Annotated in this window: 21 protein-coding genes; 8 read left to right on the forward strand and 13 right to left on the reverse strand. The window is 70.8% G+C overall.

Annotation, left to right across the window (positions count from 1 at the left end):
- Nucleotides 1-44: 44 nt before the first annotated feature.
- The 5 genes from mptB to ACLJQZ_RS24760 all read right to left on the reverse strand — a co-directional run bounded on the left by mptB (nucleotide 45) and on the right by ACLJQZ_RS24760 (nucleotide 7,063).
- A complete protein-coding gene (gene mptB / locus ACLJQZ_RS24740; RefSeq protein WP_410622242.1) occupies nucleotides 45-1,580 on the reverse strand; it encodes a polyprenol phosphomannose-dependent alpha 1,6 mannosyltransferase MptB in 1,536 nt (511 codons plus the stop codon).
- A gap of 82 nt (nucleotides 1,581-1,662) precedes the next feature.
- Complete coding sequence (locus tag ACLJQZ_RS24745; protein WP_410622243.1) at nucleotides 1,663-3,312, reverse strand: ABC transporter ATP-binding protein; 1,650 nt, start codon at nucleotides 3,310-3,312, stop codon at nucleotides 1,663-1,665.
- Nucleotides 3,309-4,211, reverse strand: coding sequence for an ABC transporter permease (locus tag ACLJQZ_RS24750; RefSeq protein ID WP_410622244.1), 903 nt, complete (start codon nucleotides 4,209-4,211; stop codon nucleotides 3,309-3,311). Before ACLJQZ_RS24750 ends, ACLJQZ_RS24745 begins: the two co-directional genes overlap by 4 nt.
- Nucleotides 4,208-5,227, reverse strand: coding sequence for an ABC transporter permease (locus ACLJQZ_RS24755; protein ID WP_410622245.1), 1,020 nt, complete (start codon nucleotides 5,225-5,227; stop codon nucleotides 4,208-4,210). The genes ACLJQZ_RS24750 and ACLJQZ_RS24755 overlap by 4 nt, the downstream gene beginning before the upstream one ends.
- Nucleotides 5,228-5,230: 3 nt before the next feature.
- A complete protein-coding gene (locus ACLJQZ_RS24760) occupies nucleotides 5,231-7,063 on the reverse strand; it encodes an ABC transporter substrate-binding protein (RefSeq protein WP_410622246.1) in 1,833 nt (610 codons plus the stop codon).
- Nucleotides 7,064-7,243: 180 nt separating this feature from the next.
- On the opposite strand from ACLJQZ_RS24760, the gene ACLJQZ_RS24765 reads away from it, so the two are divergent.
- Both ACLJQZ_RS24765 and ACLJQZ_RS24770 read left to right on the forward strand, forming a co-directional pair.
- Nucleotides 7,244-8,071: a M55 family metallopeptidase gene (locus ACLJQZ_RS24765; RefSeq protein ID WP_410622247.1), complete on the forward strand. Its 828-nt coding sequence runs from the start codon at nucleotides 7,244-7,246 to the stop codon at nucleotides 8,069-8,071.
- A complete protein-coding gene (locus tag ACLJQZ_RS24770; protein ID WP_410622248.1) occupies nucleotides 8,064-9,371 on the forward strand; it encodes a M20/M25/M40 family metallo-hydrolase in 1,308 nt (435 codons plus the stop codon). Before ACLJQZ_RS24765 ends, ACLJQZ_RS24770 begins: the two co-directional genes overlap by 8 nt.
- Here ACLJQZ_RS24770 and ACLJQZ_RS24775 read toward each other — a convergent pair.
- Together ACLJQZ_RS24775 and ACLJQZ_RS24780 are read right to left on the reverse strand one after the other, a co-directional pair.
- Nucleotides 9,368-9,640, reverse strand: coding sequence for a hypothetical protein (locus ACLJQZ_RS24775; RefSeq protein WP_410622249.1), 273 nt, complete (start codon nucleotides 9,638-9,640; stop codon nucleotides 9,368-9,370). The two genes, ACLJQZ_RS24770 and ACLJQZ_RS24775, sit on opposite strands and share 4 nt — an antisense overlap.
- 30 nt (nucleotides 9,641-9,670) lie before the next feature.
- Nucleotides 9,671-10,318 (reverse strand): class I SAM-dependent methyltransferase, encoded by a 648-nt coding sequence (locus ACLJQZ_RS24780; protein ID WP_410622250.1) that lies wholly within the window; start codon nucleotides 10,316-10,318, stop codon nucleotides 9,671-9,673.
- 363 nt (nucleotides 10,319-10,681) lie between these two features.
- On the opposite strand from ACLJQZ_RS24780, the gene ACLJQZ_RS24785 reads away from it, so the two are divergent.
- Nucleotides 10,682-14,992, forward strand: coding sequence for a GH92 family glycosyl hydrolase (locus ACLJQZ_RS24785; RefSeq protein ID WP_410622251.1), 4,311 nt, complete (start codon nucleotides 10,682-10,684; stop codon nucleotides 14,990-14,992).
- A 157-nt stretch (nucleotides 14,993-15,149) separates the two neighbouring features.
- On the forward strand, nucleotides 15,150-15,458 hold the full coding sequence (locus tag ACLJQZ_RS24790; RefSeq protein WP_410622252.1) for a hypothetical protein: 309 nt from the start codon (nucleotides 15,150-15,152) through the stop codon (nucleotides 15,456-15,458).
- A 63-nt stretch (nucleotides 15,459-15,521) separates the two neighbouring features.
- On the opposite strand, the gene ACLJQZ_RS24795 is transcribed toward ACLJQZ_RS24790, so the two are convergent.
- On the reverse strand, nucleotides 15,522-16,295 hold the full coding sequence (locus ACLJQZ_RS24795; RefSeq protein WP_410622253.1) for an alpha/beta fold hydrolase: 774 nt from the start codon (nucleotides 16,293-16,295) through the stop codon (nucleotides 15,522-15,524).
- A gap of 67 nt (nucleotides 16,296-16,362) precedes the next feature.
- Here ACLJQZ_RS24795 and ACLJQZ_RS24800 point away from each other — a divergent pair, with 67 nt between their 5' ends.
- Together ACLJQZ_RS24800 and ACLJQZ_RS24805 are read left to right on the forward strand one after the other, a co-directional pair.
- Nucleotides 16,363-19,488: a GH92 family glycosyl hydrolase gene (locus ACLJQZ_RS24800; RefSeq protein ID WP_410622254.1), complete on the forward strand. Its 3,126-nt coding sequence runs from the start codon at nucleotides 16,363-16,365 to the stop codon at nucleotides 19,486-19,488.
- Nucleotides 19,485-21,578, forward strand: a complete 2,094-nt coding sequence (locus tag ACLJQZ_RS24805) for an FUSC family protein (RefSeq protein ID WP_410622255.1) — start codon at nucleotides 19,485-19,487, stop codon at nucleotides 21,576-21,578. The genes ACLJQZ_RS24800 and ACLJQZ_RS24805 overlap by 4 nt, the downstream gene beginning before the upstream one ends.
- A 46-nt stretch (nucleotides 21,579-21,624) precedes the next feature.
- On the opposite strand, the gene ACLJQZ_RS24810 is transcribed toward ACLJQZ_RS24805, so the two are convergent.
- The 4 genes from ACLJQZ_RS24810 to ACLJQZ_RS24825 form a co-directional block, all read right to left on the reverse strand.
- Nucleotides 21,625-22,254, reverse strand: a complete 630-nt coding sequence (locus ACLJQZ_RS24810) for a DUF4360 domain-containing protein (protein WP_410622256.1) — start codon at nucleotides 22,252-22,254, stop codon at nucleotides 21,625-21,627.
- Between the two features lie 242 nt (nucleotides 22,255-22,496).
- The gene (locus tag ACLJQZ_RS24815; RefSeq protein ID WP_410622257.1) at nucleotides 22,497-22,691 is read right to left on the reverse strand and encodes a hypothetical protein; all 195 of its coding nucleotides are present in this window, start codon (nucleotides 22,689-22,691) and stop codon (nucleotides 22,497-22,499) included.
- A gap of 161 nt (nucleotides 22,692-22,852) precedes the next feature.
- The gene (locus ACLJQZ_RS24820) at nucleotides 22,853-23,221 is read right to left on the reverse strand and encodes a VOC family protein (protein ID WP_410622258.1); all 369 of its coding nucleotides are present in this window, start codon (nucleotides 23,219-23,221) and stop codon (nucleotides 22,853-22,855) included.
- Nucleotides 23,221-23,622 (reverse strand): nuclear transport factor 2 family protein, encoded by a 402-nt coding sequence (locus ACLJQZ_RS24825; RefSeq protein ID WP_410622259.1) that lies wholly within the window; start codon nucleotides 23,620-23,622, stop codon nucleotides 23,221-23,223. Before ACLJQZ_RS24825 ends, ACLJQZ_RS24820 begins: the two co-directional genes overlap by 1 nt.
- Before the next feature lie 106 nt (nucleotides 23,623-23,728).
- Between ACLJQZ_RS24825 and ACLJQZ_RS24830 the strand changes: the two genes are divergently transcribed.
- Both ACLJQZ_RS24830 and ACLJQZ_RS24835 read left to right on the forward strand, forming a co-directional pair.
- Nucleotides 23,729-24,187, forward strand: a complete 459-nt coding sequence (locus tag ACLJQZ_RS24830; protein WP_410622260.1) for a MarR family winged helix-turn-helix transcriptional regulator — start codon at nucleotides 23,729-23,731, stop codon at nucleotides 24,185-24,187.
- An 87-nt stretch (nucleotides 24,188-24,274) separates the two neighbouring features.
- Nucleotides 24,275-25,255 carry a malate dehydrogenase gene (locus ACLJQZ_RS24835; protein ID WP_410622261.1) on the forward strand — a complete coding sequence of 327 codons (981 nt, stop codon included), beginning with the start codon at nucleotides 24,275-24,277 and terminating at the stop codon, nucleotides 25,253-25,255.
- A gap of 57 nt (nucleotides 25,256-25,312) precedes the next feature.
- Here the strand turns inward: ACLJQZ_RS24835 and ACLJQZ_RS24840 are convergent, their stop codons facing one another.
- Nucleotides 25,313-26,176 (reverse strand): virginiamycin B lyase, encoded by an 864-nt coding sequence (locus ACLJQZ_RS24840; protein ID WP_410622262.1) that lies wholly within the window; start codon nucleotides 26,174-26,176, stop codon nucleotides 25,313-25,315.
- Between the last annotated feature and the right edge of the window lie 67 nt (nucleotides 26,177-26,243).

A 26,243-nucleotide genomic window follows, 5' to 3' on the forward strand; every position in this document is an offset into this window, starting at 1 on the left:
CGACAAGCCGCGGCAGACCTTCCAGGGCGACGGTATTCGGTCGCCTAGTCGCGGAGGAACTTCTCCGGGCGGCGCCAGGCGTCGATGAGTCCGAGCGGGTCCGGGCGCAGCAGGGACGCCGCCGAGTAGAGGCTGGCCACGACGACCAGGGCGATGAACCACCAGTCGTAGAGGGCCTGCTCGCCCGTCGGGTAGTAGACCAGCGTCACGAACACCACGACCGCGACGACGACCGCGAGGTGGCGGGGCTGCCACTTGAACGCCGACAGGAGCACGAAACCCCAGGTCAGGTACCACGGCAGGGTCGGCGGCATGAGGATCGCGACCGCCAGCAGCGAGATGCCGGCGCGGTAGACGGCCTCGTGGCCGCCGCCGCGGGCGAGCCACCACTGGCGGACGCCGAAGCCGACCAGCAGGAGCATGCCCGCCGCGCGGGCGACCGTGACGAACGGCGAGACCTGGACGTCCACCACCAGGTGCACGAGGTTGTAGAAGACCTCACCGATGCCGGTGGGGATGTTCAGCCAGTTCGCGATGAGCTGCGGGGCTTTGAGGCCGGACCACCAGCCGAGGTTGAGCGACCCCAGCGAGATCCACGTGCCGGCGACGAACACCGGCAGGAACAGCCCCACCGAGGCGGCGCCGGCGCGCAGGAAGTTGCGGACCTTCGACTCGCCCGCCATGTGGTTGGCCCACATCCAGACGATGAACGGCAGCGCGATCGCCGCCGTCGGCTTGATCAGCATGCCGATCGTCACTAGGACGACCGCGAGGACGTGCTTGCGTTCCAGAGCGGCGAGGACGCCGATGGTGAGGAACGCGAGCATCATCAGGTCGTTGTGCGGGCCGCCGAAGAGGTGGATGACCATCATCGGGCTGGCCACCGCGAGCCACAGCGCGACCGGGAGCTTGCCGCCGAGGTGCTTGACCAGCCGCGGCAGCGCCCACAGCGTGCCGGCCAGGCCGACCAGCAGGACCAGGCGCATCAGGATGACGCCGAGGATCATGTTGTCGCCGGAGACGGCGACGACGCCCTTGGAGATCAGCAGGAACAGCGGCCCGTACGGCGCCGGGGTGGTCTGCCAGAGCGGGTGGACGTTCTGCACCACGTTCGGCAGCACGTCGAGCTCGGCGGGCCCGTTGGCGTACGGGTCGAGGCCGTAGAGCAGCTGGGCGCCCTGGCCGAGGTAGGAGAAGACGTCGCGGGTGAACAGCGGCGGCGAGATGAGCAGCGGCGCCATCCAGCAGCCGGCGGCGACCAGGATCGGGCGGCTGCCGACGCGGCCCTGCAGGACGTAGCGGCCGAGCCGGACCCACGCCCAGACCACGAGGCCGAAGCCGGTGTAGAGGACGGCGTTGGCGAGCATGCGCCCGTGGCCGTAGCGGATCCACGAGAGCGGGCCGTGGCCGAGCACGGGGTCCTTGATCAGGATGCCGCCGGCGCCGAAGGCGGCGAGCATGAGCAGCGTGCTGCCGACGGTGCCCATCGCGATCGTGCGGTACGGGAATCGCGAGGGCACGAGGAGCCGCTCGGCCAGTCCGGTCGAGGACGTCTGCGCGGGGTCGGTGGTGGTCGCCATTTCCGTTCGGAGGTTACACACCTGGCCGAGGTGACCTTTCCGCAGTGCCGGGTTTCGGTGGGACGAGCCCGGCACCGCGGTTTCAGGCCTGCGCGGTCCGGCGCTGGGCGGTGCCGCCGGGCAGGGCGGCCAGCAGGGATTTCGTGTACTCGTGGTGCGGGTCGAGCAGGACCTGTTCGACGGTCCCGGTTTCGACGAGCTCGCCGCGGTACATCACGGCGACGCGGTCGGCGATGTTCCAGGCCAGCCCGAGGTCGTGGGTGATCACCAGGCCGGCCAGCCCGAGCTCGCGCCGCAGCCGCAGCAGCAGCCCGAGGATCTCGCCGCGGACGGACGCGTCCAGGGACGCGACCGGCTCGTCGGCCACCACCACCGACGGTTCCAGCGCCAGGGCCCCGGCGATCACGACGCGCTGGCGCTGGCCGCCGGAGAGCTCGTGCGGGAGCCGGTCGGCGTACTTCTCGGCGGGCCGCAGTTCGGCGGCCTCCAGCGCCCGGTGCACGACCGCGCGTTCGTCGCGCAGGCCGTGGATGCGGGGGCCTTCGGCGACGGCCTCGTACACGGTGTGGGCCGGGTTGAGCGCGCTGGTCGGGTCCTGCAGCACCAGCTGGACCTGACGGCGGTAGGCCTTGAGCCCGGACCCGCCTGACGGCACCGGTTTGCCGGCGTAGCGGACCACGCCGGAGTCGGGTTTCTGCAGGCCGAGCAGGGTGCGGGCGAGTGTCGTCTTGCCGGAGCCGGACTGCCCGACCAGCGCGACGATCTCGTCGCGCGACACCGTGAGATCGACGCCGGCGACCGCGTCGATCCGCTTGCCGGTGCGGTCGCGGAAGGACACCCGCAGGTTCTCCGCCGCCAGCAGCGGCTCGCCGCCGGCCGCGCGCGACGCCGGTTCGGGCGGCAGCGGTGTGCTGGTGGCCGGGGCGAACCGGGACACCGGGTCGCCGACGGTCGGGAACGCCGCGGCCAGGGCCTGGCTGTGCGGGTGCCGCGGGTCGGACATCAGCTCGGCGCTGGGGCGTTCCTCGACGATCTCGCCGTCGTACATCACGGCGATGCGCTCGCAGGTGGCGGCGAGCACGGACAGGTCGTGGCTGATCATGATCAGCCCGATGTCCTGTTCGGCGACCAGCCGCGAGAGCAGGGCGAGGACCTGGGCCTGGACGATGACGTCGAGCGCGGTGGTGGGCTCGTCGGCGATGATCAGCCGGGGCGAGCAGGCCAGCGCCATCGCGATCATGACGCGCTGCTTCTGCCCGCCGGACAGCTCGTGCGGGTAGGCGCCGGCGCGGCCCGGGGGCAGGTCGACCTGGGTGAGCAGGTCGGCGACGCGGGCGTCGATCTCGGTGTCGGACAGCATCCTGCCGTCGGTCGGGTGCAGTCGCAGCGGCTCGGCGATTTGCTCGCCGATCTTGCGGACGGGGTTGAGCGCGTGCATGGCGCCCTGGAAGACCACGGACGCCTCGGCCCAGCGGACTGCGCGCAGGCGGCCCCACTTCATGGCGGTGACGTCTTCGCCGTCGAGGAGGATCTCGCCGCTGATCTTCGCGGTGCGTGGCAGCAGGCGCAGGACGCTCATCGCGACCGTGGACTTGCCGGAGCCGGACTCCCCCGCCACGCCGAGCGTGCCGCCGGGGTCGAGGGTGAGGTCGACCCCGCGCACGGCGGGGATGTCGCCGCCGGCCGTCTCGTAGGTGACGGTGAGGTCCTTGAGCTGCAGCAGCGGGGTCACTTCTTCAACCTCGGGTTGAGCACGGTCTCCAGTCCCCGGCCGACCAGGGTGAAGCAGAGCACGACGAGCACGATGGCGATGCCCGGCGGGAGCAGGTTCCACCAGGCGCCGCGGGTGACGGCGCCGTTGTTGAGGGCGGTCTCCAGCATCGCGCCCCAGGAGACGGCGTTCGGGTCGCCGACGCCGAGGAAGGCCAGGGTGGCGTCGGCGATGACGGCGTTGCCGACGACCAGGGTGGTGTTGGCCAGCACGAGCGGCGCGACGCCGGGCAGGACGTGCTTGCCGACGACGTGCAGGTGGCCCCCGCCCAGGGCCCGGGCGCGCTCGATGTAGGGCCGGCTCTCGATGGTCAGCGTCTGGGCGCGGACCAGCCGCGCGGTGCCTGGCCAGGAGGTCAGGCCGATCGCGACGATGACCGTGGTGACGCCTTGGGGCAGCACGGCCGAGAGCGCGATGGCCAGCACCAGCGACGGCAGGACCAGGAAGAAGTCGGTGAACCGCAGCAGGATCGTCGAGACCCAGCCGCCGAAGTGGGCGGCGGTGATGCCGATGAGCGTGCCGATCAGCACGGACAGCACGGTCGCGGAGAACCCGACGAGCAGCGAGATCCGGGCGCCCCAGAGCGTCATGAGCAGCACGGACCGGCCGTCGATGTCGGTGCCGAGCCAGTACGCGCCACTCGGCGGGCGCAGCGCGCCGCCGTCGGCCTTGGTGACGTCGAGGCCGCCTTCGTCGCTGATCACCGGCAGCAGCAGCGCCATCACGACGGTGAGGGCGAGCAGGATCAGCCCGGTGAGCGCGCCCTTCTGGGCGGCGAACTCGGTCCAGGTGCGCGCCGCGGACTGGCGACGCCGCCGCCAGGCGATCGCCCGCGGCGATTCGATGGACTCGGTGGTCATGAGGTGCGCACCCTCGGGTCGAGCACGCGGTAGAGCAGCTCCGCGAGCAGGTTCATCAGCACGACGGCGCCGGCGAGGACGACGAAGACCCCTTGCAGCACCGGCAGGTCCGGGCCGTGCAGGGCCTGGTAGGTCAGCTGCCCGAGGCCGGGCCAGCTGAACACCGCCTCGACCGAGACGGCGCCGGCGACGACCGCGCCGAACTGCATGAACACCAGCGTGGTGGTGGGCAGCAGCGCGTTCGGGACGGCGTGGCGACGGCGGACCAGGTCGTCCTTCAGCCCCTTGGCGCGGGCCGTGGTCAGGTAGTCGGCGTTCATCTCCCCCAGCAGCGACGACCGCATGATCAGCATGTACTGGGCGTAGAACACCGCCAGCAGCGTCACGCACGGCAGCACCAGGTGGTGCAGGACGTCGAGGGTCTGGGAGAAGACGTCCGGCGCCGCGTCCGGGGAGTGCATGCCGCGGCTGGGGAACAGGCCGTTGGTCGCGACCAGCAGGATCAGGCCGAGCCAGAACTGCGGGACCGACCACAGCGTGAGCGCGATGCCGGTCTGGGTCCGGTCGAACGCGCTGTCGCGGCGCCAGGCCGCGCGCGTGCCCAGCCACAGCCCGAGCGCGATGGCGAGCACGGTCGCGCTGCCGACCAGCAGGATCGTCGGCCAGAGGCGTTCGCCGATCATGTCGGCGACCGGACGCTGCTCCAGGTAGGACGTGCCGAAGTCGCCGTGCAGCAGCTTCCACAGGTAGTCGCCGAACTGCTGGAACAAGGGCCGGTCGACGCCGAGGCGCTCCCGGATCTCCGCGATCTGCTTCGGGTCGGTCGGCCGGTCGCGGATCATCGTGGCGACCGGGTCGCCGGGCAGCATCCGGAACAGGAAGAAGAACAGCACGATCACCAGCAGGATGCTGACGAGCGCTTCGACGACCTTCTTGAGGACGAACCGGGCGGTGCCGGTCCCGCCGCGGCGCTCGTCGGGGTCGACGAGCGCCGCGGCTTGTTCGGGGGCGGTCATGCGCTACTCGCGGTCTTCGGACGTCTTGTTGCGGCGGCTGATGATGACGAGCCCGCCGGCCACGATCACCACGACGATGACGCCGACGACGATCCACACGACCGTGCCGCTGTCGCCGGAGTCGGCCGAGGCCTCGGTGCCGGCCGGGGTAGCGCCGTAGACGCCCCAGTAGCCGGACTGCTCGAGGATCGCGCCCTGGGGCTGCGGCTGCTTGGCGAAGCCGGAGAACTTGTCCGAGCGGTACGCCTCGAGCGCGTTCTGGTAGTCGAGCACGACGTTGACGGCCTGGCTCGCGAGACGGGCCTGGGCCTGCTTCACCGTGGCGGCACGCTGCGTGTCGTCGGTTTCGGTGAGCTGCTTGGCGCGCAGCGCGTCGAACTCGGGGTCGCAGAAGAACGTGTCGGTCGTGGCGCCCTTGCCCTGGGCGTTCGGCCGGGCCGCGCAGGTGTGCAGCTGCAGCGCGGAGTCCGGGTCCGGGTTGGTCGCGTAGCCGGAGATCGCCAGGTCGTAGTTGCCGGCGGTGGTGCGGTCGTTGAGCTCGTCGTCGGAGACGAGCTCCTGCTTGACCGTGATGCCGATGTCCTTGAGCCAGCCGGAGACGTACTGCGCGAGCCGCTGGTCGTAGGGGCGGTTCGCGTGCCCGGTCAGCCGCAGTTCCAGCTTCGCACCGCCGGGGGCGGCGCGGACGCCGTCGGCGCCCTTGACGTACCCGGCCTGGTCGAGCGCGGTGTTGGCGCCGGCGATGTCGAACCCGACCTTGTCCGCGCCGGACGGGTCCCAGTGGTAGGCCTGGTAGATCGGCGGGACGATGCCGGTGCCGAGCTGGGCGTGGCCGCCGGCGACCCGGTCGACGATCGTCTGCTTGTCGATGGCCTGCACGATGGCCTTGCGCAGCCGGATGTCCTTGAGGACCGGGTTGCCGTTGCCGATCGGCTGGTTCTGGTTGTTCTGGACGCCGAAGTTGAGGTTGATCTCGTCGTAGCGGCGGCTCGGGGCGGCGTTGGTCGCGATGTTCGGCTGGCCGTTGAGCGAGTCGAACTGGGTCGGGGTGAGCCGGTTGATGACGTCGACCTCGCCCTGGCGCAGCGCGTTCACCGCGGCCTCGGCGTCCTTGAAGATGAGCAGCTGCAGTTCGTCGACCTTCGGCGCGCCGCGCCAGTAGTCCTTGTTGGCCTTGAACTTGACGTACTCGTTCTGCTTGTACTCGGTGAGCTGGTAGGGCCCGTCGCTGACGCCCACGACCGAGATGTCGTCGGTCTTGGGGTCGTTGAGGTCCTTGATCGGCGCCCAGATGTGCTCCGGGACGATCGGGACGTCGAGCAGGTTCATGTCCGACTGCACGGTCTTGGTCTTGATGACCAGCGTGGTGTCGTCGGGCGCGGTGACCGTGTCGAAGTTGGTCACGTAGCTGCCGTTGGCGGTGCGGGCGTTCTCGTCGGTCAGCATCCGGTTGAACGTGAACGCGGCGTCCTTGGCCGTGACCGGCTGCCCGTCACTCCACTTGGCGCCGGAGCGGATCTTGTACGTCCAGGTCAGCTTGTCCGCCGACGGCGTCCACGACTCGGCGAGCGCGGGCGAGGCCTGCGCGGTCTCGGCCGAGGGGATGGTGAGGAACTCGTAGATGAACCGGCCCACCTGGGTGGACGCGGCCAGCGACGCGGTGAACGGGTTCAGGTGGTCGATACCCGTGGTCAGCGCGACCCGCAGCACCTTGCCCTGCTGCGCCTGCGCCGGCGCGGCGAGCGGGATCGCCCCCAGTGTCGCGACGGCGACGATCGCCGCCACGCGGCCGAACCGGCCGGGTCTGCGTTGGAAATGCACCAAAAACCACCCCATCGTTCTCGCTGTGAGCCTCCCCAAGGACGAGAAGTAACCACATACCCGGACAACCGCGCAATATGTTGCCACCTCGGCAGGTGTCCGATCGTTATCGACCGGACAAAGTTCACGCTGCGTGACATTCGGAAGGCGGGATTCGGTGCTCGCGGGTCGCGCGGGCTGGTTAGAGTGCCCCGCATGCGCATCATGATCTCGGCGGACATGGAGGGCGCCACCGGCGTCACCTGGACCGACGACGTCGTGCCCGGTTCGCCGCAGTGGGACCGCTTCCGGCGGCTGTTCACCGGCGACGTCAACGCGGTGCTGGCCGGGCTGTTCGACGCCGGTGCCGGCGATGTCCTGGTGAACGAGGCGCATTCCTCGCAGCGCAACCTGCTGCTGGAGGACCTCGACCCGCGGGCGCGAATGCTGACCGGGCGGCACAAGCCGCTGTCGATGATGCAGGGCGTCGACTCCGGTGTGGACGGTGTCGTCTTCCTGGGCTACCACGCCGGTGCCGGGTTCGACGGGGTGCTTTCCCACACCTACCTGGAGAACCAGATCACCGGGGTGTGGCTGGACGACGTCCCGGCGAGCGAGGGCCGGTTGAACGCGGCGATGGCCGCGGAGTACGGCGTGCCCGTCCTGCTCGTTTCGGGTGACGACGAAACATGCCAGGACGCGCGTGATTACGCACCGGACGCGGAGCTGGTCCAGGTGAAGGAGTGCGTGAGCCGGTACGCGGCGATCTGCCTGCCGCCCGCGCGCACGGCGGAGCTGCTGACGGCCGCGGCGGCCGACGCGATGGCGCAGGCCGGCCGCCTGGAGCGGCGGGTGGGGCCGCACCGGATCGAGGTCGAGTTCGACGCGAGCCACCTGGCCCAGGCGACGGCGGTGATCCCGACGGTGGAGCAGATCGGGGTCCGCCGGGTCGGGTTCGACGCGGTGACGATGACCGAGGCGATGAAGGCGTTCAAGGTCGTGACGGCGATCGCGGCGGGGGCGGTGCAGGGCATCTATGGCTGACGTGGCCGACGTGGCCGACGCTGTCGGGATCTGCGCGGACCTGATCCGGTTCGACACCACCAACCGCGGCGGTGGTGACGCCGAGCCGGAGCGCCCGGCGGCGGAGTACGTGGCCGCGTTCCTGGACGGGCTGGGCATCCCGTCGAAGATCTTCGAGGCCGCGCCCGGCCGGGCCAGCGTGATCGCGCGCGTCGCGGGTACCGACCCGGCGCTGCCCGCGCTGCTGGTGCAGGGCCACCTCGACGTCGTCCCGGCGGACGCCGCGGACTGGTCGGTGCCGCCGTTCTCCGGCGAGGTCCGCGACGGCTACCTGTGGGGCCGCGGCGCGACCGACATGAAGGACTTCGTCGCGATGGTGCTGGCCGCGCTGGCCGGCGGGGTGCGGCCGCGGCGTGACGTCGTGCTGGCGTTCGTCGCCGACGAGGAGGATCGCGGCGACTACGGCGCGCACTGGCTGGTCGCCGCGCACCCGGAGCTGTTCGAGGGCTGTGCGGCGGCGATCAGCGAGTCGGGCGGCTACACCTACCACGTGCCCGCGGCCGACGGCCGGATCGTGCACCTCTACCCGGTCGGGACGGCCGAGCGCGGCACCGCGCACCTGCGCCTCACCGCCCGCGGCCGCGCCGGGCACGGCTCGCGGCCCAACGACGAGAACGCCGTCACCCGGTTGGTGGACGCGTTGCACCGGATCGCGGCGCACAAGTGGCCGGTGTCGCTGACCCCGACGGTGCAGGCGTTCCTGGAGCGCACCGGCGCGGCTCTGGGCATTCCGGTGGATCTGTCCGATGTGGACGCCACGGTCGCGGCTCTGGGTCCGGCGGGCGGGCTGGTGGTGCCGACGGTCCGCAACAGCACGACCCCGACGATGCTGGACGCGGGCTACAAGGTGAACGTGATCCCGACGACGGCGACCGCCCAGGTCGACGTCCGGGTCCTGCCGGGCACCGAGGACGCGCTGTTCGCGGAGCTGGACGAGCTGCTCGGCGCGGGCGTCACGCGGGAGTTCGTCGCGCACCAGCCGCCGGTGCAGGCCCCGGTGGACTCACCGTGGTTCGCCTCGATGGCCGCGGCTTTGCAGGCCGAAGACCCCGAGGCGGTGGTGGTGCCGTACTGCATGGGCGGCGGCACCGACGCGAAGGCGTTCGCCCAGCTCGGGATCGTGAACTACGGCTTCGCGCCGCTCTGGCTGCCGGCCGGGTTCCCGTACCGGGCGATGGCGCACGGCGTGGACGAGCGGGTCCCCGTGGAGGGCCTGCACTTCGGGACGCGGGTGCTGTCCCGGTTCCTGGCGAGCTGCTAGACCTGGGACTCCGCGCCGACCTCGGCGACGGCCCACACGACGCACCGCACCCCGGGCTGGTCGGTGAACCCCTGGGCGAGCATGTCGTCGTGGTAGCGGCGCGCGTTCGCCTCGTCGGCGTAGACCTGGATCATGTGGCCGTCGACGGTCCAGGTCCCGTGGACGAACCCCGGCGTGCCGACCTTGCTCGAGGCCATGAGCGGCACCTGGGCGCGCAGCTCGTCGAGCTTCTCCGGCGCGATGTCCCAGACTCCGATGACGGCCCACATACCCCGTGAGTCGCGGGCGGGCCGGGCGCGTTACCGGGTGAAGGTGGCCCAGTGGCGGGCGCCGTCGCGGACCGTGCCCAGGCTGACCAGGCGTACGCCGTCCTGGGCGATCGACTCGATCTCCGCGCGGCTGAACGGCCACGGCGGGCTGACCCACGTCTCGACGTCCGTGCTTTCCTCCGCGACCTCGCTGACCAGCGCCGTGCCGCCCGGGGCGAGGAACCCGGCCAGCGACGTGAGCGCCGCGGGGCGGAAGTCGCGGGGCATCGCCTGGATGTTCATGATCTCCATGACCAGGTCGAACGCCTGGTGCCACTCCCCCGGCGGCTTCAGCAGATCGGCCACGACGTAGTCCACCGCGGACTCCGGGAAGCGGGCGCGGGCGGCCTCGACCGCGGTCGGGGCGACGTCGAAGCCCGTCACCGCCCACCCCGCGGCGGCCAGCAGTTCGGAGTCGTCGCCGAGGGCGCTGCCGACGACCAGGGCACGGCGGCCCTCGCCGGGGTGCTCGGCCGCCCAGGTCACCAGGTCCGCTTGGGGTTTGCCGCGGGTCCACGGGACTTCCGCCTCGCCGCGGGCGGCGGCGGTGTACAGCTCGTCGAACCACGCGGTCGGGTTGCCCTCGGCGAGCGAGGCGCGAGACAGGACTCGGTCGGCGGGCTCCGGCATCGGGGTCATGATCGTGACCCTAGCGACGACCCCGGAGCCGCGTGACCGGTTTACCTCGCGACCGGACCGGGGGTGTCGTACAGCTGGTTCCGGCCGGATCGCCGCACGTGCTGATCGGCCGGATGGTGGAGCCGGTGGCCGCGGTGGCGGCCGCCGGGGTGAAGGCGGTGGTCACGAGCAGGGGCGTCACGAGTGCGGAGATGGTCCGGACTGTTCTCACCAGGTCTCCCGGTGGTTGGGTTGTCCAGTTCTGGCCAGGTTTGCCGACCGGTCTTGACATCGATTTCACCCGCGCGTTTGTCTTCCTACCGCGCCGCCGGTTTCCCCGTCGCGCGGTGCCGTTGTTCATCCCCTCCAGAGCTTGGAGCAATGATGCCCCGAAGCGCCAGACCACCGGTCGCCATGATGCTGGCCGCCACCGTGGTCGCCGCCGGCCTGGTCGCCCTCCCCGCGGCCGCCTACGCCGCCGAGGACGCCCTTCCCGCTGATTTCTCGTCCTCGTTCGAGCCGGGTGACCCCCAGCCGACGTGGACCGACACCGTCGACACCGACGCGGCCGGGAAGCCGCGCGCGTTCGGGGTCAACGGCGCGAACGGCACCGCGATCCCCGGCGACATCCGCGGCAAGGTCACCGAGACCAGCGCGAGCAGTGAGAACACCGACGGCGGCGAGGTCGTCGCCAACCTCGTCGACGGCACGCCGGACACGAAGTGGCTGTCCTGGGACCCGACCGCGTGGGCGCAGGTGAACCTGTCGGAGGCCACGTCGGTGACGCACTACGCGATCACCTCGGCCAACGACCACGACGAGCGCGACCCCAAGGACTGGACCCTGCAGGGGTCGGACGACGCGCAGACCTGGACCGACCTGGACAAGCAGGCCGGCCAGACGTTCAGCGCCCGGTTCCAGCAGAAGGACTACAAGCTGGCCGCGCCGAGCGCGCCGTACAAGTTCTTCCGGCTGAACGTGACCGCCAACAACGGCGGCGACATCCTGCAGGCCGCCGAGCTGCTGCTGGCCAACGACGACCCGACGCCACCGCCGCTGCCGAACATGCGCAGCTTCACCGACTCCGGCCCGACCGGCGGCTACACGAACAAGAACCGCGCCGGCTTCACCGGGCTCAAGGCGTTCCGCTACTCCGGCAGCCAGACCGAGGCCGGGCACGGCTGGTCCTACAACAAGGTCTTCGACGTCAACGTCCCGGTCGTGGCCTCGACCGAGCTCTCGTACAAGGTGCAGCCGCAGTTCATCACCGGCGACCTGAAGTACCCGAGCACCAACGTCGCGATCGACCTGGCCTTCACCGACGGCACCTACCTGCGCAACCTCGGCGCCACCGACCAGTACGGCTTCCCGCTGACCCCGGAAGGCCAGGGCGCCTCGAAGGTGCTCTACGCCAACCAGTGGAACCTGGTGCGCTCGGCGATCGGCTCGGTCGCCAAGGGCAAGACCATCGACCGGATCCTCGTCGGGTACGACAACCCGAACGGCCCCGGCACGCTGCAGGGCTGGCTGGACGACGTGAAGGTCTCGGCCACGCCGACGCCGCCGTCGAGCACCCGCCCGAGCGACAACGTCGTGACCACCCGCGGCACGATGGCCAACAGCACGTTCTCCCGCGGCAACAACTTCCCCGCCACGGCGGTGCCGCACGGGTTCAACTTCTGGACGCCGGTGACCGACGCCGGGTCGAGCAGCTGGCTCTACAACTACAGCACCCAGAACAACGCGCAGAACCTCCCGCAGCTGCAGGCGTTCAGCGTGAGCCACGAGCCGAGCCCGTGGATGGGTGACCGGCAGGCGTTCCAGGTGATGCCGTCCGCGGCCACCGGGGTGCCCGACGCCAACCGCGACGCGCGGGCGCTGCCGTTCAAGCACAGCGACGAGGTCGCGCGGGCGCACTACTACGGCGTGCAGTTCCAGAACGGGATCAAGACCGAGATCGCGCCGACCGACCACGCGGCGATGATGAAGTTCTCGTTCCCGGGCGCGGACTCGAGCCTGATCTTCGACAGCGTCAACAACTCCGCCGGGCTCACGCTCGACCCCGCCACCGGCACGCTCTCGGGGTACACCGAGACCAACGTCTCGGCCGGTGCGGGCCGGATGTTCGTCTACGCGACGTTCGACAAGCCGGTCACCGCGGGCGGCAAGCTCACCGGGCAGGGCCGCGACAACGTCACCGGCTACCTGCGGTTCGCCGCGGGCGCCGACAAGACGGTCAACATGAAGATCGCGACGTCGCTCATCAGCCTGGACCAGGCGAAGAAGAACCTCGCCATGGAGATCGCCCCGGCCGCGACGTTCGACTCCGTGCGTGACGCCGCGCAGAAGGCGTGGGACGACCAGCTCAAGGTGATCGAGGTCGAGGGCGCGTCGAAGGACCAGCTCACGACGCTCTACTCGAACCTGTACCGGCTGTTCCTGTACCCGAACTCCGGGTTCGAGAACACCGGCACCGCCGCCAAGCCCGCCTACAAGTACGCGAGCCCGGTGTCGCCGAAGACCGGCCCGGACACCGCGACCCAGACCGGGTCGAAGGTGGTCGACGGCCAGACCTACGTCAACAACGGGTTCTGGGACACCTACCGCACGACGTGGCCGGCGTACTCGCTGCTCACGCCCGACATGGCCGGGAAGATGGTCGACGGGTTCGTGCAGCAGTACCGCGACGGCGGCTGGATCGCGCGCTGGTCCTCCCCCGGTTACGCGGACCTGATGACCGGCACCAGCTCCGACGTCGCGTTCGCCGACGCCTACCTCAAGGGCGTCAAGAACTTCGACGTCAAGTCGGCCTACGACGCGGCGCTGAAGAACGCCACGGTGACCCCGCCGAACTCCGCGGTCGGGCGCAAGGGCCTGGACCAGGGCACCTTCCTCGGCTACACGCCCAACACCGCCAGCGAGGGCTTCTCGTGGGCGATCGAGGGTTACGTCAACGACTTCGGCATCGCCAACCTGTCGAAGAAGCTGGCCGACGAAGCGGCGCCGAACGACCCGCGCAAGGCGGAATACCAGGAGAACTACGAGTACTTCACCAGCCGCGCCCAGCAGTACGTGAACCTGTACGACCCGAGCGTCGGGTTCTTCCAGGGCAAGGACGCGAACGGCAAGTTCACCAAGACGAAGGACCAGTACGACCCGCGTTCGTGGGGCGGCGACTACACCGAGACCGACGGCTGGGGCATGGCGTTCACCGTGCCGCAGGACGGCAAGGGCCTGGCGAACCTCTACGGCGGTCAGGCGGGCCTGGCGAACAAGCTGGACCAGTTCTTCGCCGACCAGGAGACCGCCAACTACCCGGGTTCCTACGGTGGCGTGATCCACGAGATGCGGGAAGCGCGGGACGTGCGGATGGGCCAGTACGGCCACTCCAACCAGCCTTCGCACCACCTGCTCTACATGTACGACTACGCGGGTCAGCCGTCGAAGACGCAGGCGAAGGTCCGTGAAGCCCTCTCGCGGCTCTACAACGGCGCCGAGATCGGCCAGGGCTACGCCGGCGACGAGGACAACGGCGAGATGTCCGCGTGGTACATCTTCAGCGCGCTGGGCTTCTACCCGCTGCAGATGGGCAGCCCGAACTACGCCATCGGGTCGCCGCTGTTCAAGAAGGCGACGATCCACCTGGCCGGCGGCAAGGACCTGACGATCAACGCGCCGAAGAACAGCGCGAAGAACGTCTACGTCCAGGGCGTGAAGGTCAACGGCAAGGCCTACAGCTCGACATCGCTGCCGCAGGACGTCATCGCCAAGGGCGGCACGATCGACTTCGACATGGGACCCAACCCGTCGAAGTGGGGCACCGCCCCGAACGACGCGCCGACGTCGATCACCAAGGACAACGCGGTGCCGACCCCGTTGCACGACGAAACCGGTCCCGGCAAGGGCACACTGTCCACTTCGGACGGCTCGGACGCGGGGGCGTTGCTCGACAACACCTCACGCACCCAGGCCGCCGTCACCGGCGCCCTGCAGTACCAGCTCAACTCCACCGACGAAGCCGTCAGCCACTACACGCTGACGTCCCAGACCGGTGCGGGCGACCCGAAGAGCTGGACGCTGAAGGGCTCCTACGACGGCAAGACGTGGGCGGTCGCGGACCAGCAGACGAACCAGAGCTTCGCCTGGCGGCAGCAGACCCGCGCGTTCAAGGTGGCCAACCCGGCGCACTACGCCTACTACAAGCTCGAAGTCACCGCGACCAGCACCGGCGCCCCGGCGCAGCTGGCCGAGTTCGAGCTGCTGGGCAAGCCGGACGCCTCCTGCACCCAGACGATCACCGGTGAGCGCAAGGGACCGCTGAACGTCTCGAGCGGCACGGTGTGCCTGCAGGACGCGACGGTGTCGGGCCCGGTCACCGTGGGCGGCGGCGCCTCGCTGATCGTCCGCGGCGGCGAGATCAAGGGCCCGCTCGCGGCGACGGGTGCCGCCCAGGTCGTGCTCAACCGCACGAAGGTGGACGGCCCGGTGGCGATCACCGGGGCGACCGGTCAGGTGTCGATCGAGTTGACGACCATCGGCGGCCCGGTGGCGCTGACCGCCAACCACGGGCCGGTGCTCACGTCGAGCACGATCGGCGGTCCGCTGGCGTGTGCGATCAACTCGCCGGCCCCGACGGACTACGACCTGCCGAACACCGTCCGCGGCCCGTCCGCCGGGCAGTGCGCGAAGATCTAGTCCCGCAGTAGTTTCGAGGCAGGTCCGTGAAGGCCTCCTTACCGGCTGTAAGAGCCGGTAAGGAGGCCTTCACGGCTTTCGGACTGGACCGCTTCCCGCCGCGGCCCGCGCGTTCGCCTTCGACGAGCCGGGGTACCAGGCCGGGGCGTACCGGGACGTGCTGCTGCGCCGGTGGCGCAACACCCTGGGCCGCACCATGGGTGACTTCCCGGGCGGGCGCACCGGTGGCCGCCGGTACCTGGTGCTCGGCCTCGGGTCCGGGGCACCGGCCGACCTCGAAGTCCCGCCGGGGAGAGACGAGCTGATCGCGTACGGGCCCCTGCTGTCCGACGACGGCGAAGCGTGGCTCGGAACGGCGGTGCTCCTGCGAGCCCCGGACCCGGACGCCGCACGCGCCGTCCTCACCGCGGACCGCTACGCCGCGATCGAGGTGCACGCCTGGCGGTTCGGCGGCCGCCCCGCCTGAGCAGGTCCGTGAAGGCCTCCTTCCCGGCCGTAAGAGCCGGTAAGGAGGCCTTCACGGCTTTCGTCAGGGGCGGCGCAGGCCGGCCAGTTCCTTGGCGAGGGCGTCGGCGAAAGGCCCCGGCTCGGACACGAACCCGAGGTGGTCGCCGGGGAACTCGACGTAGCGGCAGGCCAGGTGCTCGGCCTGCAGCCGCGCGGCCTGCGCGTGGCAGGCGTCCCGGTTGCCGGCGCCCGCGGCGGTGACCACCGGGATCCCGGTGCGGCGGACGGCGTCGAGGTCCGGGGTGGACAGGGCGATCGGCAGGAACTCCCGGCGCAGGAAGTAGTCGGCGGCCGCCGGTTCGGCGAAGTCGGCCGGGGACACGCCGAGCAGCTCCAGTGCCGGGACCGCGCCCCGCTGCGTGTAGGTGGTCCGGACCTGCCGGGCGAACGCCAGCCGCTGCGGGGCGTCGGGCAGCAGCGCCACGCTGGGGGCGTCGTGGACGACGAGCTCGGTGACGACGTCCGGCAGGTGCGCGGCCAGCTCGAACGCGATCGAACCGCCGCCGCCCTGGCCGAACACCACCGCGCGGGCCGTGGCGGGGCGGGCCGAGCGGATGACCGCGGCGGCGTCCCGGGCCTGCTGCGCGAGGTCGAAGTCGGTGTCGCGGCCGGTGCTGCGCCCGGTGCGCCGCCGGTCGTAGGTCACGACGGTGTAGTCGTCCGACAGCTGCTCCGCGAGCCCGGCGTAGCGCGCGGCGTCACCGCCGAGGCCGGCGATCAGGAGCAGGAGCGGCCCGGCGCCCCGGAGGTCGTAGGTGAGGTCGGCGCCCTCGTGCCGGACGGTGTGCGTGCCCACGCGCCCCTCCCCCTGCGTCGAGTCTGCCGGGCCACACGCTACGCCGTTCGGCCGATACGGTGGGCACATGTCCGACGCCGTGTTCTTCTCCTCTTTCGAAACCGGTGACCCGCAGCCGGTCGACCCCGCGCTGCGGGTCGACCGTGGGCCGGACCGGTCCCCCACGGCCAAGACCGGCGTCGGCTTCACCGGGGCCCGCGCCCTGCGCTACACCGCGCGTCCCCGCGGTGTCCTGTTCGAACTCGACGCACCCGTCACCGACCGCACCGAGCTGTCCTATGTGGTCTTCCCGCAGTCCGACGGGGACATCCCGGCCTACCACGCGACCTGGGTCAGCCTCGACGTCGAGTTCGCCGACGGCACGTCGGCCGGGTTCGCCCCCGTGAACGACAAGACGCTGTGGGTGGACCAGTGGAACCCCGTCCGCCGCTCCCTCGGCGCGTTCGCCGGGCGCCGGATCGCCCGGATCGTGCTGCGCACCGCGTCCCCGGGCGGCGAGATCACCGGCTGGCTCGACGACGTCCGGATCGCCGAGCGGGAAGACGCGCCGCGCGAGCCCGCCGACCTCGTCCGTACCACCCGCGGCACGCACTCCAGCGGCGACTACTCCCGCGGCAACAACTTCCCCGCGACGGCGGTGCCGCACGGGTTCAACTTCTGGACCCCGGTCACCGACGCCGGCGTCACCAACTGGATCTACTCCTACCACCGCCACAACGACGAGCAGAACCGTCCCGCGCTGCAGGCGTTCGCGCTGAGCCACCAGCCGAGCCCGTGGATGGGCGACCGGCACACCTTCCACATCATGCCCGGCACCGGCCCGGTCGAACCGGACCGCCGCAAGCGCGCACTCGCCTTCTCCCACGACGACGAGACCGACTCGCCGCACCACTACGGCGTCCGGTTCGCCAACGGCATGACCGCCGACCTCGCACCGACCGACCACGCGGCGATCCTGCGGTGCACCTTCCCCAACAAGCACGGCTGGCTGCTGTTCGACAACGTCGGCCACCGCGGCGGCCTCCGGCTCGACGCCGACACCGGCGTCGTCACCGGCCACACCTGGGTCCGCAGCCGCCTCTCGGCCGGCGCGCGCCGGATGTTCGTCTACGCGCAGACCGACGCCCCGGCCACCCGCGGCGCCCGGTACCACCGGCCTTGGCGGCGCGTCTCGGGCTACTTCGAGTTCGACGGCCCCGAGGTGACGCTGCGGATCGCGACGTCGCTGATCAGCCTCGCCCAGGCCAAACGCAACCTCGAACTAGAGATCCCCACCGGGACGACGTTCGAGCAAGTCCGGGCCCAGGCGCGGGAGCGGTGGCAGGAACAGCTCGGCCGGATCGAGGTCGAAGGCGCCACCGACGACCAGCGCACCACGCTCTACTCGAACCTCTACCGGCTGTTCCTGTACCCGAACAGCGCGCACGAGAACACCCCGAAGGGGATCCGGCACGCGAGCCCGGTCATCCGCCGGCGGTGGCCGAGCACCCGCAAGCGCACCGGCGCGAAGGTCGTGGACGGCGAGATGTTCGTCAACAACGGCTTCTGGGACACCTACCGCACCACCTGGCCCGCGTACGCGCTGCTCACCCCGGCCCACTGCGGCCGGATGATCGACGGGTTCGTCCAGCAGTACCGCGAAGGCGGCTGGATCTCCCGGTGGTCGTCCCCGGGGTACGCCGACCTGATGACCGGGACCAGCTCCGACGTCGCGTTCGCCGACGCCTACCTCAAAGGCGTCCGCGGCTTCGACGTCGAGTCCGCCTACGACGCCGGTCTGAAGAACGCCACCGTCACCCCGCCGCACCGCGCGGTCGGCCGCAAGGGACTCGACCGGTCCATCTTCCTCGGCTACACGCCGACGTCCGTCCACGAAGGACTGTCCTGGGCGCTGGAAGGCTGCATCAACGACTTCGGCCTCGCCAACCTCTCCGACGCGCTCGCCCGCGAAAGCGACGGGCCGCGAGCCCGGATGTACGCCGACTACGCCGCCTACTTCCGCGAGCGCGCGCAGCACTACGTCCACCACTTCGACCCGAAGATCGGCTTCTTCCAGGGCCGCAAACGCGACGGCGGCCGCAAGTTCGCCCCCGAGGGCTACGACCCCGCCGCGTGGGGCGGCGACTTCGTCGAGACCAACGCCTGGAACACCGCCTTCACCGCACCCCACGACGGCCCCGGCCTCGCCGCCCTGCACGGCGGCAACGCCGGCCTCGAAGCCAAGCTCGACACCTTCTTCGCCACGCCGGAGACCGGGCAGCGGCCCGGCGCGTACGGCGGCCTCATCCACGAGATGACCGAAGCCCGCGACGTCCGGATGGGCCAGTACGGCCACTCCAACCAGCCCTCCCACCACATCCCCTACATCTACAACCACGCCGGCGCGCCCGCGAAGACCCAGCGCGTCGTGCGCGAGGTGCTGCGCCGGCTCTACCTCGGCAGCGAGCTCGGCCAGGGCTACCCCGGCGACGAGGACAACGGCGAGATGTCCGCCTGGTACCTCTTCAGCGCCCTCGGCTTCTACCCGCTGGCCGTCGGCAGCCCGCGCTACGCGATCGGCTCGCCGCTGTTCGAGAAGGCGACCGTGCACCTCGGCGACGGCAAGAAGCTCGTCGTCCACGCCCCCGGCAACACCGACGAGACGGTCTACGTCCGCGGCCTCACCGTCGACGGCGCACCGCACGACGCCACGACGATCTCCCACGCCACCCTCGCCGGCGGCGCCGAGCTCGTCTTCGACCTCACCACCGAACCGACGACCTGGGGCACCCCGCCGCCGCCCGCCGAGCAGCCGGCCCCGGTCACCGACCTCACCGGCACCGCGACCAGCTCCGACGGCACCCGCACGCTGGGCGCGCTGTTCGACGACACCACCAGCACCCAGGTCACCTTCCGCGGCGCCGAGCCGGTCGTCGAGTTCACCGTCACCGGCGACCCCCGCGACGTCACGATGTACACACTCACCTCCGGCACCCGCCGCGGCGACCCCAGCGCCTGGACCCTCGAAGGCTCGGACGACGGCACCGACTGGACGACACTCGACGAACGCACCGGCGAGCTGTTCCGCTGGCGCCGCCAGACCCGCCCGTTCGTCCTCGCCACCCCGGCCGCGCACGCGCGCTACCGCCTGCGGATCACCGCCACCCGCGGCCACCGGGCCACCCTCGCCCAGTGGGAGCTGCTCGCCCGATGAACCACCTCCGCACCGCCGCGCTCGACCGGTTCGCGGCGGCCGACCCCGGCCTGGTCCGGCTGCGCCTGGCCGGCTCCGCGGTCCTCGGCATCATCCTGGCCGTCGGGGCGCTGCTGCCGGCACACCTGCCGCTGACGGTAATGCTGGTCGGCGCGATCGCGGCGATGATGACGGCGTTCACGGTCAACGACGCCACCCCCGGCGGCCAGGCCGGCACCCTGGCCCTCGCGTTCCTCACCGGCGCCGCGTCGATCACCGTCGCCAGCCTCGGCTCGGTCCTGCCCCCGCTCGACACGATCGTCTTCGTGCTGCTGATCTTCGTCGCCGTCTACGCCCAGCGCTTCGGCCCCCGCGGCACCGCGCTCGGCTCCATCGGATTCTTCCTGTTCTTCTTCCCGATGTTCCTGCAGACCCACCTCAAGCAGGTCCCGCAGCTGCTGCTCGCGCTCGCCGTCGGCGTGCTGGCCAACACCGTCGTCCGGTTCGTGCTGCTGCGCCGCAACCCCGAGGCCGAGTTCCTCCGGGTCCGCCGCGCCTTCCGCGCCCGGCTCGCCGCCGTCGTCCGCGCCGACGAGGCCTACCTCGCGGTGAACGGCAGCGAACGGACCCGCAAGCAGCTGCGCCGCTCGATCAACCGGCTCCACGAGAGCGTCCTGCTCATCGAGGACGCCGCCCCCGACGTCGTCGACGCGCGTGCCGCCGACCGGCTCCGCCGCCGCGCCATCGAGGTCGAGCTCGCCGTCCAATGGCTCGCCAGCACCGTGCAGCGCACCTGCTCCGACGAGCTCACCGCCGAAGTCCGCGACGACCTCATCGCCCGGCTCGCCCGCTTCCGCGCCCTGATGGAACGCGACCCGCGCGAACTGCCGCTGATCAGCCAGACCGGCGAGTACAGCCGGATGCTCGTCGAAGGCAGCCGCATCGACGAACACGCCGCCCCCGGCGACGGCGTCCGCAAGGCCCTGGCCGAACTGGCCCTGGCCGACGACCGCGCCCAGCGCGCCGCCGACCCGGAGACCTCGACCGACCCGCTCGACGCCGAAACCGACGACGCCGAGCCGACGCGGACGTTCGCCTACGACAACCAGACCCGCAGCGCCATCCAGGCCGTCGTCGGCGGCGGGCTCGCCGTGCTTGGCGGCGAGCTGGTCTCCCACCAGCGCTGGTACTGGGCCGTGCTCACGGTGTTCGTGGTCTTCATCGGCGCCTCCAGCGCCGGCGCCACCTTCGTCAAGGGCGTCCGCCGCCTCGGCGGCACCCTGATCGGCATCTTCGGCGGCGTCCTGCTCGCCCTGCTCGTCGCCGGCAGCACCCCGGCCACCCTCGCCCTGATCCTGGTCTGCGTGTTCGGGATGGTCTACACCGCGCGCGTCTCGCAGGTCGTGATGGCGTTCTTCGTCACCAGCATGCTGGGCCTGCTCTACAGCCTGCTCGGCACGTTCAGCTTCGCGGTGCTCTGGATCCGCGTCGCCGAGACCGCCGTCGGCGCCGCCGCCGGGATCCTCGCCGCGGTCGTCATCGTCCCGGTGCGCACCCGCTCGGTCATGCTCGACAACATCACCGAAGTCCTCGACGAGCTCACCGAGTTCCTCGAACACGCCGAGGGCCTGCTCGCCGGCGAGGAGAACGTCAACATCATCGAGCTCTCCCGCGACCTCGACCGCGCCGTCGAACAGGTCCGCACCACGATCGAACCCCTCACCCACCCGGTCAACCTGCGCAGCGCCCGCCGCGACTACGGCTGGCACGTGCTCACCACACTGGAGACCATCGCCTTCCGCGCCCGCCACGTCGCCGCCCGCGCCCAGCCCGGCCAGCTCGCCGGCGGCGACGTCGACCGGCTCCGGCTGTTCACCGGCCGGCTGCTGGCCAACATCGACGTCCTCCGCAAAGCCCTCGACGCCCCGGGTGGCTCCACTCCCGGCACGCTCGTGCGCGACGACGGCACCCCGGTCTCCGACCGCGTCGAGCAGGCCGAAACCCGGGCCGTCCTCTCCAGCCTCAGCCACCTCGACGAAGGCCTCGTCTCCCTCGGCCGCGTCTTCCACGTCGAAGCCACCGATCCCCGGGTCCCGGCGAAACGACCGTGAGGGCGGCGCGGTCCCCGACGACCGCGCCGCCCCCGCTCGTGCCTGGCTACGGACAGGACAACCACGCGAAGTGGTACGTCGTGGTGATGCTGCCGTCGGTCGAGTCCATCGTCACGTAGCTGGTCGTCTTCTTCGGATCCGACGTCCCGGCCGCCGAACGCAATTCCGTGTTGATGTTCAGATTGCGTTCCTCACCACACGGCTTGAACACGATCGCGCCGACCTCGGTCGAATCCGTGAAATGCCAGTCGTCCTCGAACGGGCCCGCCAGCGGATGCTGAACATAGGCCGTCGGCGAATTCCCCTGGAAATAGTAGTTCGCCCGCTCCAGGCCCGTCGCGCCGCGTTCCAGGTGCGCGAATCCGCGGTAGTCGGCCTGCGCGATCCCGTAGGTGAACCCCTGCGGCACGTGCACCCGCAGGCCGATCTGGCAGTTCTTCCTCGCGTCCAGCGGACCGGCGCCCACCCCGACCAGGGCCGTGTAGGCGCTGTAGGTCACGGTGAACGCCGTGTTGTCCTGCGAGACCGCCACCGCGGACGTGCCGATCGGGCAGCCCGTGCCGTTGGCGTTCACGACGTCGATGACGATTTTGTCGGGCGGCGGAGGAGTGTTCCAGGAATGTGGTGATACCACGGAGGACAACGCCATCACGGCAGCAACGACCGCAGAAAGCATCAGATTCCTTCCCAATTCATTCCGATTGGGTACGAGGGCCGGACCATGGTAGCGAATGGATCATGGTCCGAAACCCCGCTGAACGGAGTAACACCACGTATTCGCCCGGACACGCCGGAAACCGCTCACATTCCCACAACCTCGGAACCTATTTAAATCCGGCGGCCGAAAAAGTATCAGGAAAACGATTTCGCACCGGCGGAAACCCTGCCCGCCGGAACGATCACCCCCACGACGTCCGGTCAGTCCAGTAAGCCCGCGACCCGCCCCAGCGTCGCCACCACCGCCACCGACCAGGGGCCGGCGGTGATGACAACGGCGTGCTCGATGCCCCACCCCGCGAACTCCGCGCACCGGTGAGCGAACGACGCCGCGGACTCGTCCGGCGAGAGCCGCGTGCTGATCGTCTTCACGATCTCCCCGTACAGCCGCCCCACCTCGTCACAGTCCCGTGCGACGACGGCAGCAGGTGATCCGCCGCCCACACGGTGTCCAGCCCAGCGTCGTCCGCGGCCACGGCGACCTTCGCCGGCTCCTCGGTGAGCCCGCCGGACCACGAGAAGCCCGTGATCCCGATGCCGAACCGCACGACAGCCCCTCAGGCCCGCGTGAGCAGCTCCAGGTTGTGCCCGTCCGGGTCGGCGAAGTAGACGCCCCGGCCCCCGAGCTCATGGTTGATCTCGCCCGGCACCCGGTGGAAGGGGTCGGCCCAGAACGGCATCCCCGACGCCCGCAGGCGAGCCAGCGCCGCGTCGAACTCCTCGTCGCCGACGAGGAACGCGTAGTGCTGCCCGTGCACCGCGCCCTCGGCCGTCGCGAAGTCCAGCGTGACGCCGTTCGCCAGCCGCAACTGCCGGAACGGCCCGGCCACCGGCCCCACCGGCAGCCCGAGGATCCCGGCCAGGAACCCCGCCGACACTTCCCGGTCCGACGCCCACACGATCGTGTGGTTCAGCTCCACGCCCATCACGCGGCCCCCGGCGTGAACGGCAGCGGGCCGCCGATCGCGCTGAGGTGGATCCCGGCCAGCCGCCAGCCGCCGTCCTCGCGCACCAGGACGTGCGTGGCGCGGAACTTCCCGTCCGCGGGCACGCCCTTGAACGACGCGGTCTGCTCGTGGACACCGATCGCGATCGCCGTGCCCCCGAACTCGCGCACCTCGATGTCGCGCCAGTCGAGGGACTTCGTGACCAGCTCGCCGGTGCGGTAGCGCGCCAGCCACTGCGGCCCGTCCAGGACGAACCCGACCGGCCCGACCAGCCGGAAGCCGTCGGCGACCAACGCGCCCAGCGCCTCGGTGTCACCCCGCACCTCGGCGTCCGCCCACCGGCGTCCCACGGCCCTGACCTGCTCTTCGGTACTGCTCATGATCGCGCTCCCCCACTGGGCGGTGACTTGACGAGGCAAACGTTAGAAGTCTAACCGTTCGAAGTCAAACGCTTAGACCTCTCCACGTCTGCGATACGGTCCCCCCGTGCCACCACCCACCACCGCCCCCATCGGCGTCGTCCTCGCCCGCACCGCCAAAACCGCCAGCCGCGCCTTCGACCACGCCCTCACCGCCGCCGGCAGCTCCCAGCCCATCTGGCAGATCCTCATCTCCCTCAAAACCACCCCCGTCGCCAACCAGCGCGAACTCGCCGACGCCGTCGGCATCCAAGGCGCCACCCTCACCCACCACCTCAACGGCATGGAAACCACCGGCCTCGTCACCCGCCGCCGCGACCCCGACAACCGCCGCATCCACGTCGTCGAACTCACCGACCACGGCGAACAGCTCTTCCACCAGCTCGCCACCGCCGCCATCGCCCACGACAAACGCCTCCGCGCCGGCTTCACCGACGACGAGATCACCACCCTCGCCGGCCTCCTGCACCGCCTCGCCGCCAACCTCACCGACCAACCCGGCGCAGAGCCGATCCAGCGAGAGTGACTGGACGCACCCGGACGGCGACCACGGAGAGGGATAGGCTCCAAGGCACAAGCCAAAGTCGTCTCGATTTCAAGCTGGAGTAGCGCTATGACCCAAGCCCCCGTCAACGTGACCGTCACCGGCGCCGCCGGCCAGATCGGCTACGCGCTGCTCTTCCGCATCGCGTCCGGTCAGCTCCTCGGCCAGGACGTCCCGGTGAAGCTGCGGCTCCTCGAGATCCCGCAGGCGGTCAAGGCGGCCGAGGGCACCGCGATGGAACTCGACGACGGCGCCTTCCCGCTCCTCGCCGGCATCGACATCTTCGACGACCCCAAGCAGGCCTTCGAAGGCACCAACATCGCCCTCCTCGTCGGCGCCCGCCCCCGCAGCAAGGGCATGGAGCGCGGCGACCTCCTCGAAGCCAACGGCGGCATCTTCAAGCCCCAGGGCGAAGCCATCAACGCCGGCGCCGCCTCCGACATCAAGGTCCTCGTCGTCGGCAACCCCGCCAACACCAACGCCCTCATCGCCCAGTCCCACGCCCCCGACGTGCCGGCCGACCGCTTCACCGCGATGACCCGCCTCGACCACAACCGCGCCCTCGCCCAGCTCGCCAAGAAGCTCGGCGTCTCCGTCACCGACATCAAGAAGCTCGCCATCTGGGGCAACCACTCCGCCACCCAGTACCCCTCGGTCCAGCACGCCGAGGTCAACGGCAAGACCGTCGACCTCGACCAGGCTTGGCTCGAGAGCGACTTCATCCCCACCGTCGCCAAGCGCGGCGCGGCGATCATCGAGGCCCGCGGCCTCTCCTCGGCCGCCTCGGCCGCGTCCGCCGCCATCGACCACGTCTACACCTGGGTCAACGGCACCGCCGACGGCGACTGGACCTCCGCCGCCGTCGCCTCCGACGGCTCCTACGACGTCCCCGAAGGCATCATCTCGTCCTTCCCGGTCACCGCCGCGGGCGGCGAGTACAAGATCGTCCAGGGCCTCGAGATCGACGACTTCTCCCGCGCCCGCATCGACGCCTCCGTCGCGGAGCTCGTCGAGGAGCGCGACACCGTGCAGAAGCTCGGCCTCATCTGAGCCGCGTTACCCCAGTGAAGGGGCCGCCGTCCGATGTGGACGGCGGCCCCTTCCGCGTCAGTACGAGATCCGCGCCAGCTTCCCGATCTCCAGCGCCGTCCACAGTGCACCGTCCGGCCCCACCGCGATCCCGTGCGGCTCCGACCCCGGCGTCGGCAGCTCCACCTCGGTGATCACGCCGTCCACCGTGATCCGCCCGATCCGGTTACCACCCCACACCGTGAACCAGCAGGCCCCATCCGGGCCCGCCACGATCGCGTGCGGCCGCGACCCGCGGTCCGGCAACGGGAACTCGACGATCTCCCCGCCGGTGTCGATCCGCCCGATCCGACCCGCACCGATCTCCACGAACCACAACGCGCCGTCCGGCCCGGCCGCGATCCCCACCGGCGCCGCGCCCTCCGTCGGCAACGGGTACACCGAAACCTCACCCGACGTCGTGATCCGCCCGATCGCGTTCGCCTGGTTCAAGGTCAACCACAACGCCCCGTCGGAACCCGCGGTGATCATGGACGGGAACGCACCCGAAACCGGCAGCGGAAACTCCGTCACCGCACCCTCGACGGTGATCCGGCCGACCCGACCGGCGTTGATCTCGGTGAACCACAGCGCCCCGTCCGGCCCCGCCGTGATGCCGTACGGCGTCGGCACCGCGAACGACGACACCGCCCCCTCGGTCGTGATCCGCCCGATCCGATTCCCCTGGTACTCCGTGAACCACAACGCGCCATCCGGCCCCGCCGTGATCACCGTCGGCCCGGTCGTCGCCGGCTCCAGCTGGTGCACCCTCACCTCATACGCGGTGCTCATGCGGCCGATCTGCCCACTGTGGACCAGCGTGAACCACAACCCGCCATCCGGCCCGGCCACGACCCCGTACGGCCCCTCGCCCGGCACCACGAACTCTTCGATCGACACCATCGCCCACCCCCATCCCCGGTGATCGCCCGGAGCGAAACTCGCACGCCCACAGCGAACGACGATCACC

This window comes from Amycolatopsis sp. cmx-8-4 (genome assembly GCF_046548675.1).
Lineage (GTDB): Bacteria > Actinomycetota > Actinomycetes > Mycobacteriales > Pseudonocardiaceae > Amycolatopsis.

Coding starts and splice junctions, on each gene's coding strand:
- mptB (WP_410622242.1), bottom strand. CDS start 1,580: ATGGCGACCACCACCGACCCCGCGCAGACGTCCTCGACCGGACTGGCC.
- ACLJQZ_RS24750 (WP_410622244.1), bottom strand. CDS start 4,211: ATGACCACCGAGTCCATCGAATCGCCGCGGGCGATCGCCTGGCGGCGG.
- ACLJQZ_RS24755 (WP_410622245.1), bottom strand. CDS start 5,227: ATGACCGCCCCCGAACAAGCCGCGGCGCTCGTCGACCCCGACGAGCGC.
- ACLJQZ_RS24760 (WP_410622246.1), bottom strand. CDS start 7,063: ATGGGGTGGTTTTTGGTGCATTTCCAACGCAGACCCGGCCGGTTCGGC.
- ACLJQZ_RS24765 (WP_410622247.1), top strand. CDS start 7,244: ATGCGCATCATGATCTCGGCGGACATGGAGGGCGCCACCGGCGTCACC.
- ACLJQZ_RS24770 (WP_410622248.1), top strand. CDS start 8,064: ATGGCTGACGTGGCCGACGTGGCCGACGCTGTCGGGATCTGCGCGGAC.
- ACLJQZ_RS24775 (WP_410622249.1), bottom strand. CDS start 9,640: ATGTGGGCCGTCATCGGAGTCTGGGACATCGCGCCGGAGAAGCTCGAC.
- ACLJQZ_RS24780 (WP_410622250.1), bottom strand. CDS start 10,318: ATGACCCCGATGCCGGAGCCCGCCGACCGAGTCCTGTCTCGCGCCTCG.
- ACLJQZ_RS24785 (WP_410622251.1), top strand. CDS start 10,682: ATGCCCCGAAGCGCCAGACCACCGGTCGCCATGATGCTGGCCGCCACC.
- ACLJQZ_RS24800 (WP_410622254.1), top strand. CDS start 16,363: ATGTCCGACGCCGTGTTCTTCTCCTCTTTCGAAACCGGTGACCCGCAG.
- ACLJQZ_RS24805 (WP_410622255.1), top strand. CDS start 19,485: ATGAACCACCTCCGCACCGCCGCGCTCGACCGGTTCGCGGCGGCCGAC.
- ACLJQZ_RS24810 (WP_410622256.1), bottom strand. CDS start 22,254: ATGCTTTCTGCGGTCGTTGCTGCCGTGATGGCGTTGTCCTCCGTGGTA.
- ACLJQZ_RS24820 (WP_410622258.1), bottom strand. CDS start 23,221: ATGGGCGTGGAGCTGAACCACACGATCGTGTGGGCGTCGGACCGGGAA.
- ACLJQZ_RS24825 (WP_410622259.1), bottom strand. CDS start 23,622: ATGAGCAGTACCGAAGAGCAGGTCAGGGCCGTGGGACGCCGGTGGGCG.
- ACLJQZ_RS24835 (WP_410622261.1), top strand. CDS start 24,275: ATGACCCAAGCCCCCGTCAACGTGACCGTCACCGGCGCCGCCGGCCAG.
- ACLJQZ_RS24840 (WP_410622262.1), bottom strand. CDS start 26,176: ATGGTGTCGATCGAAGAGTTCGTGGTGCCGGGCGAGGGGCCGTACGGG.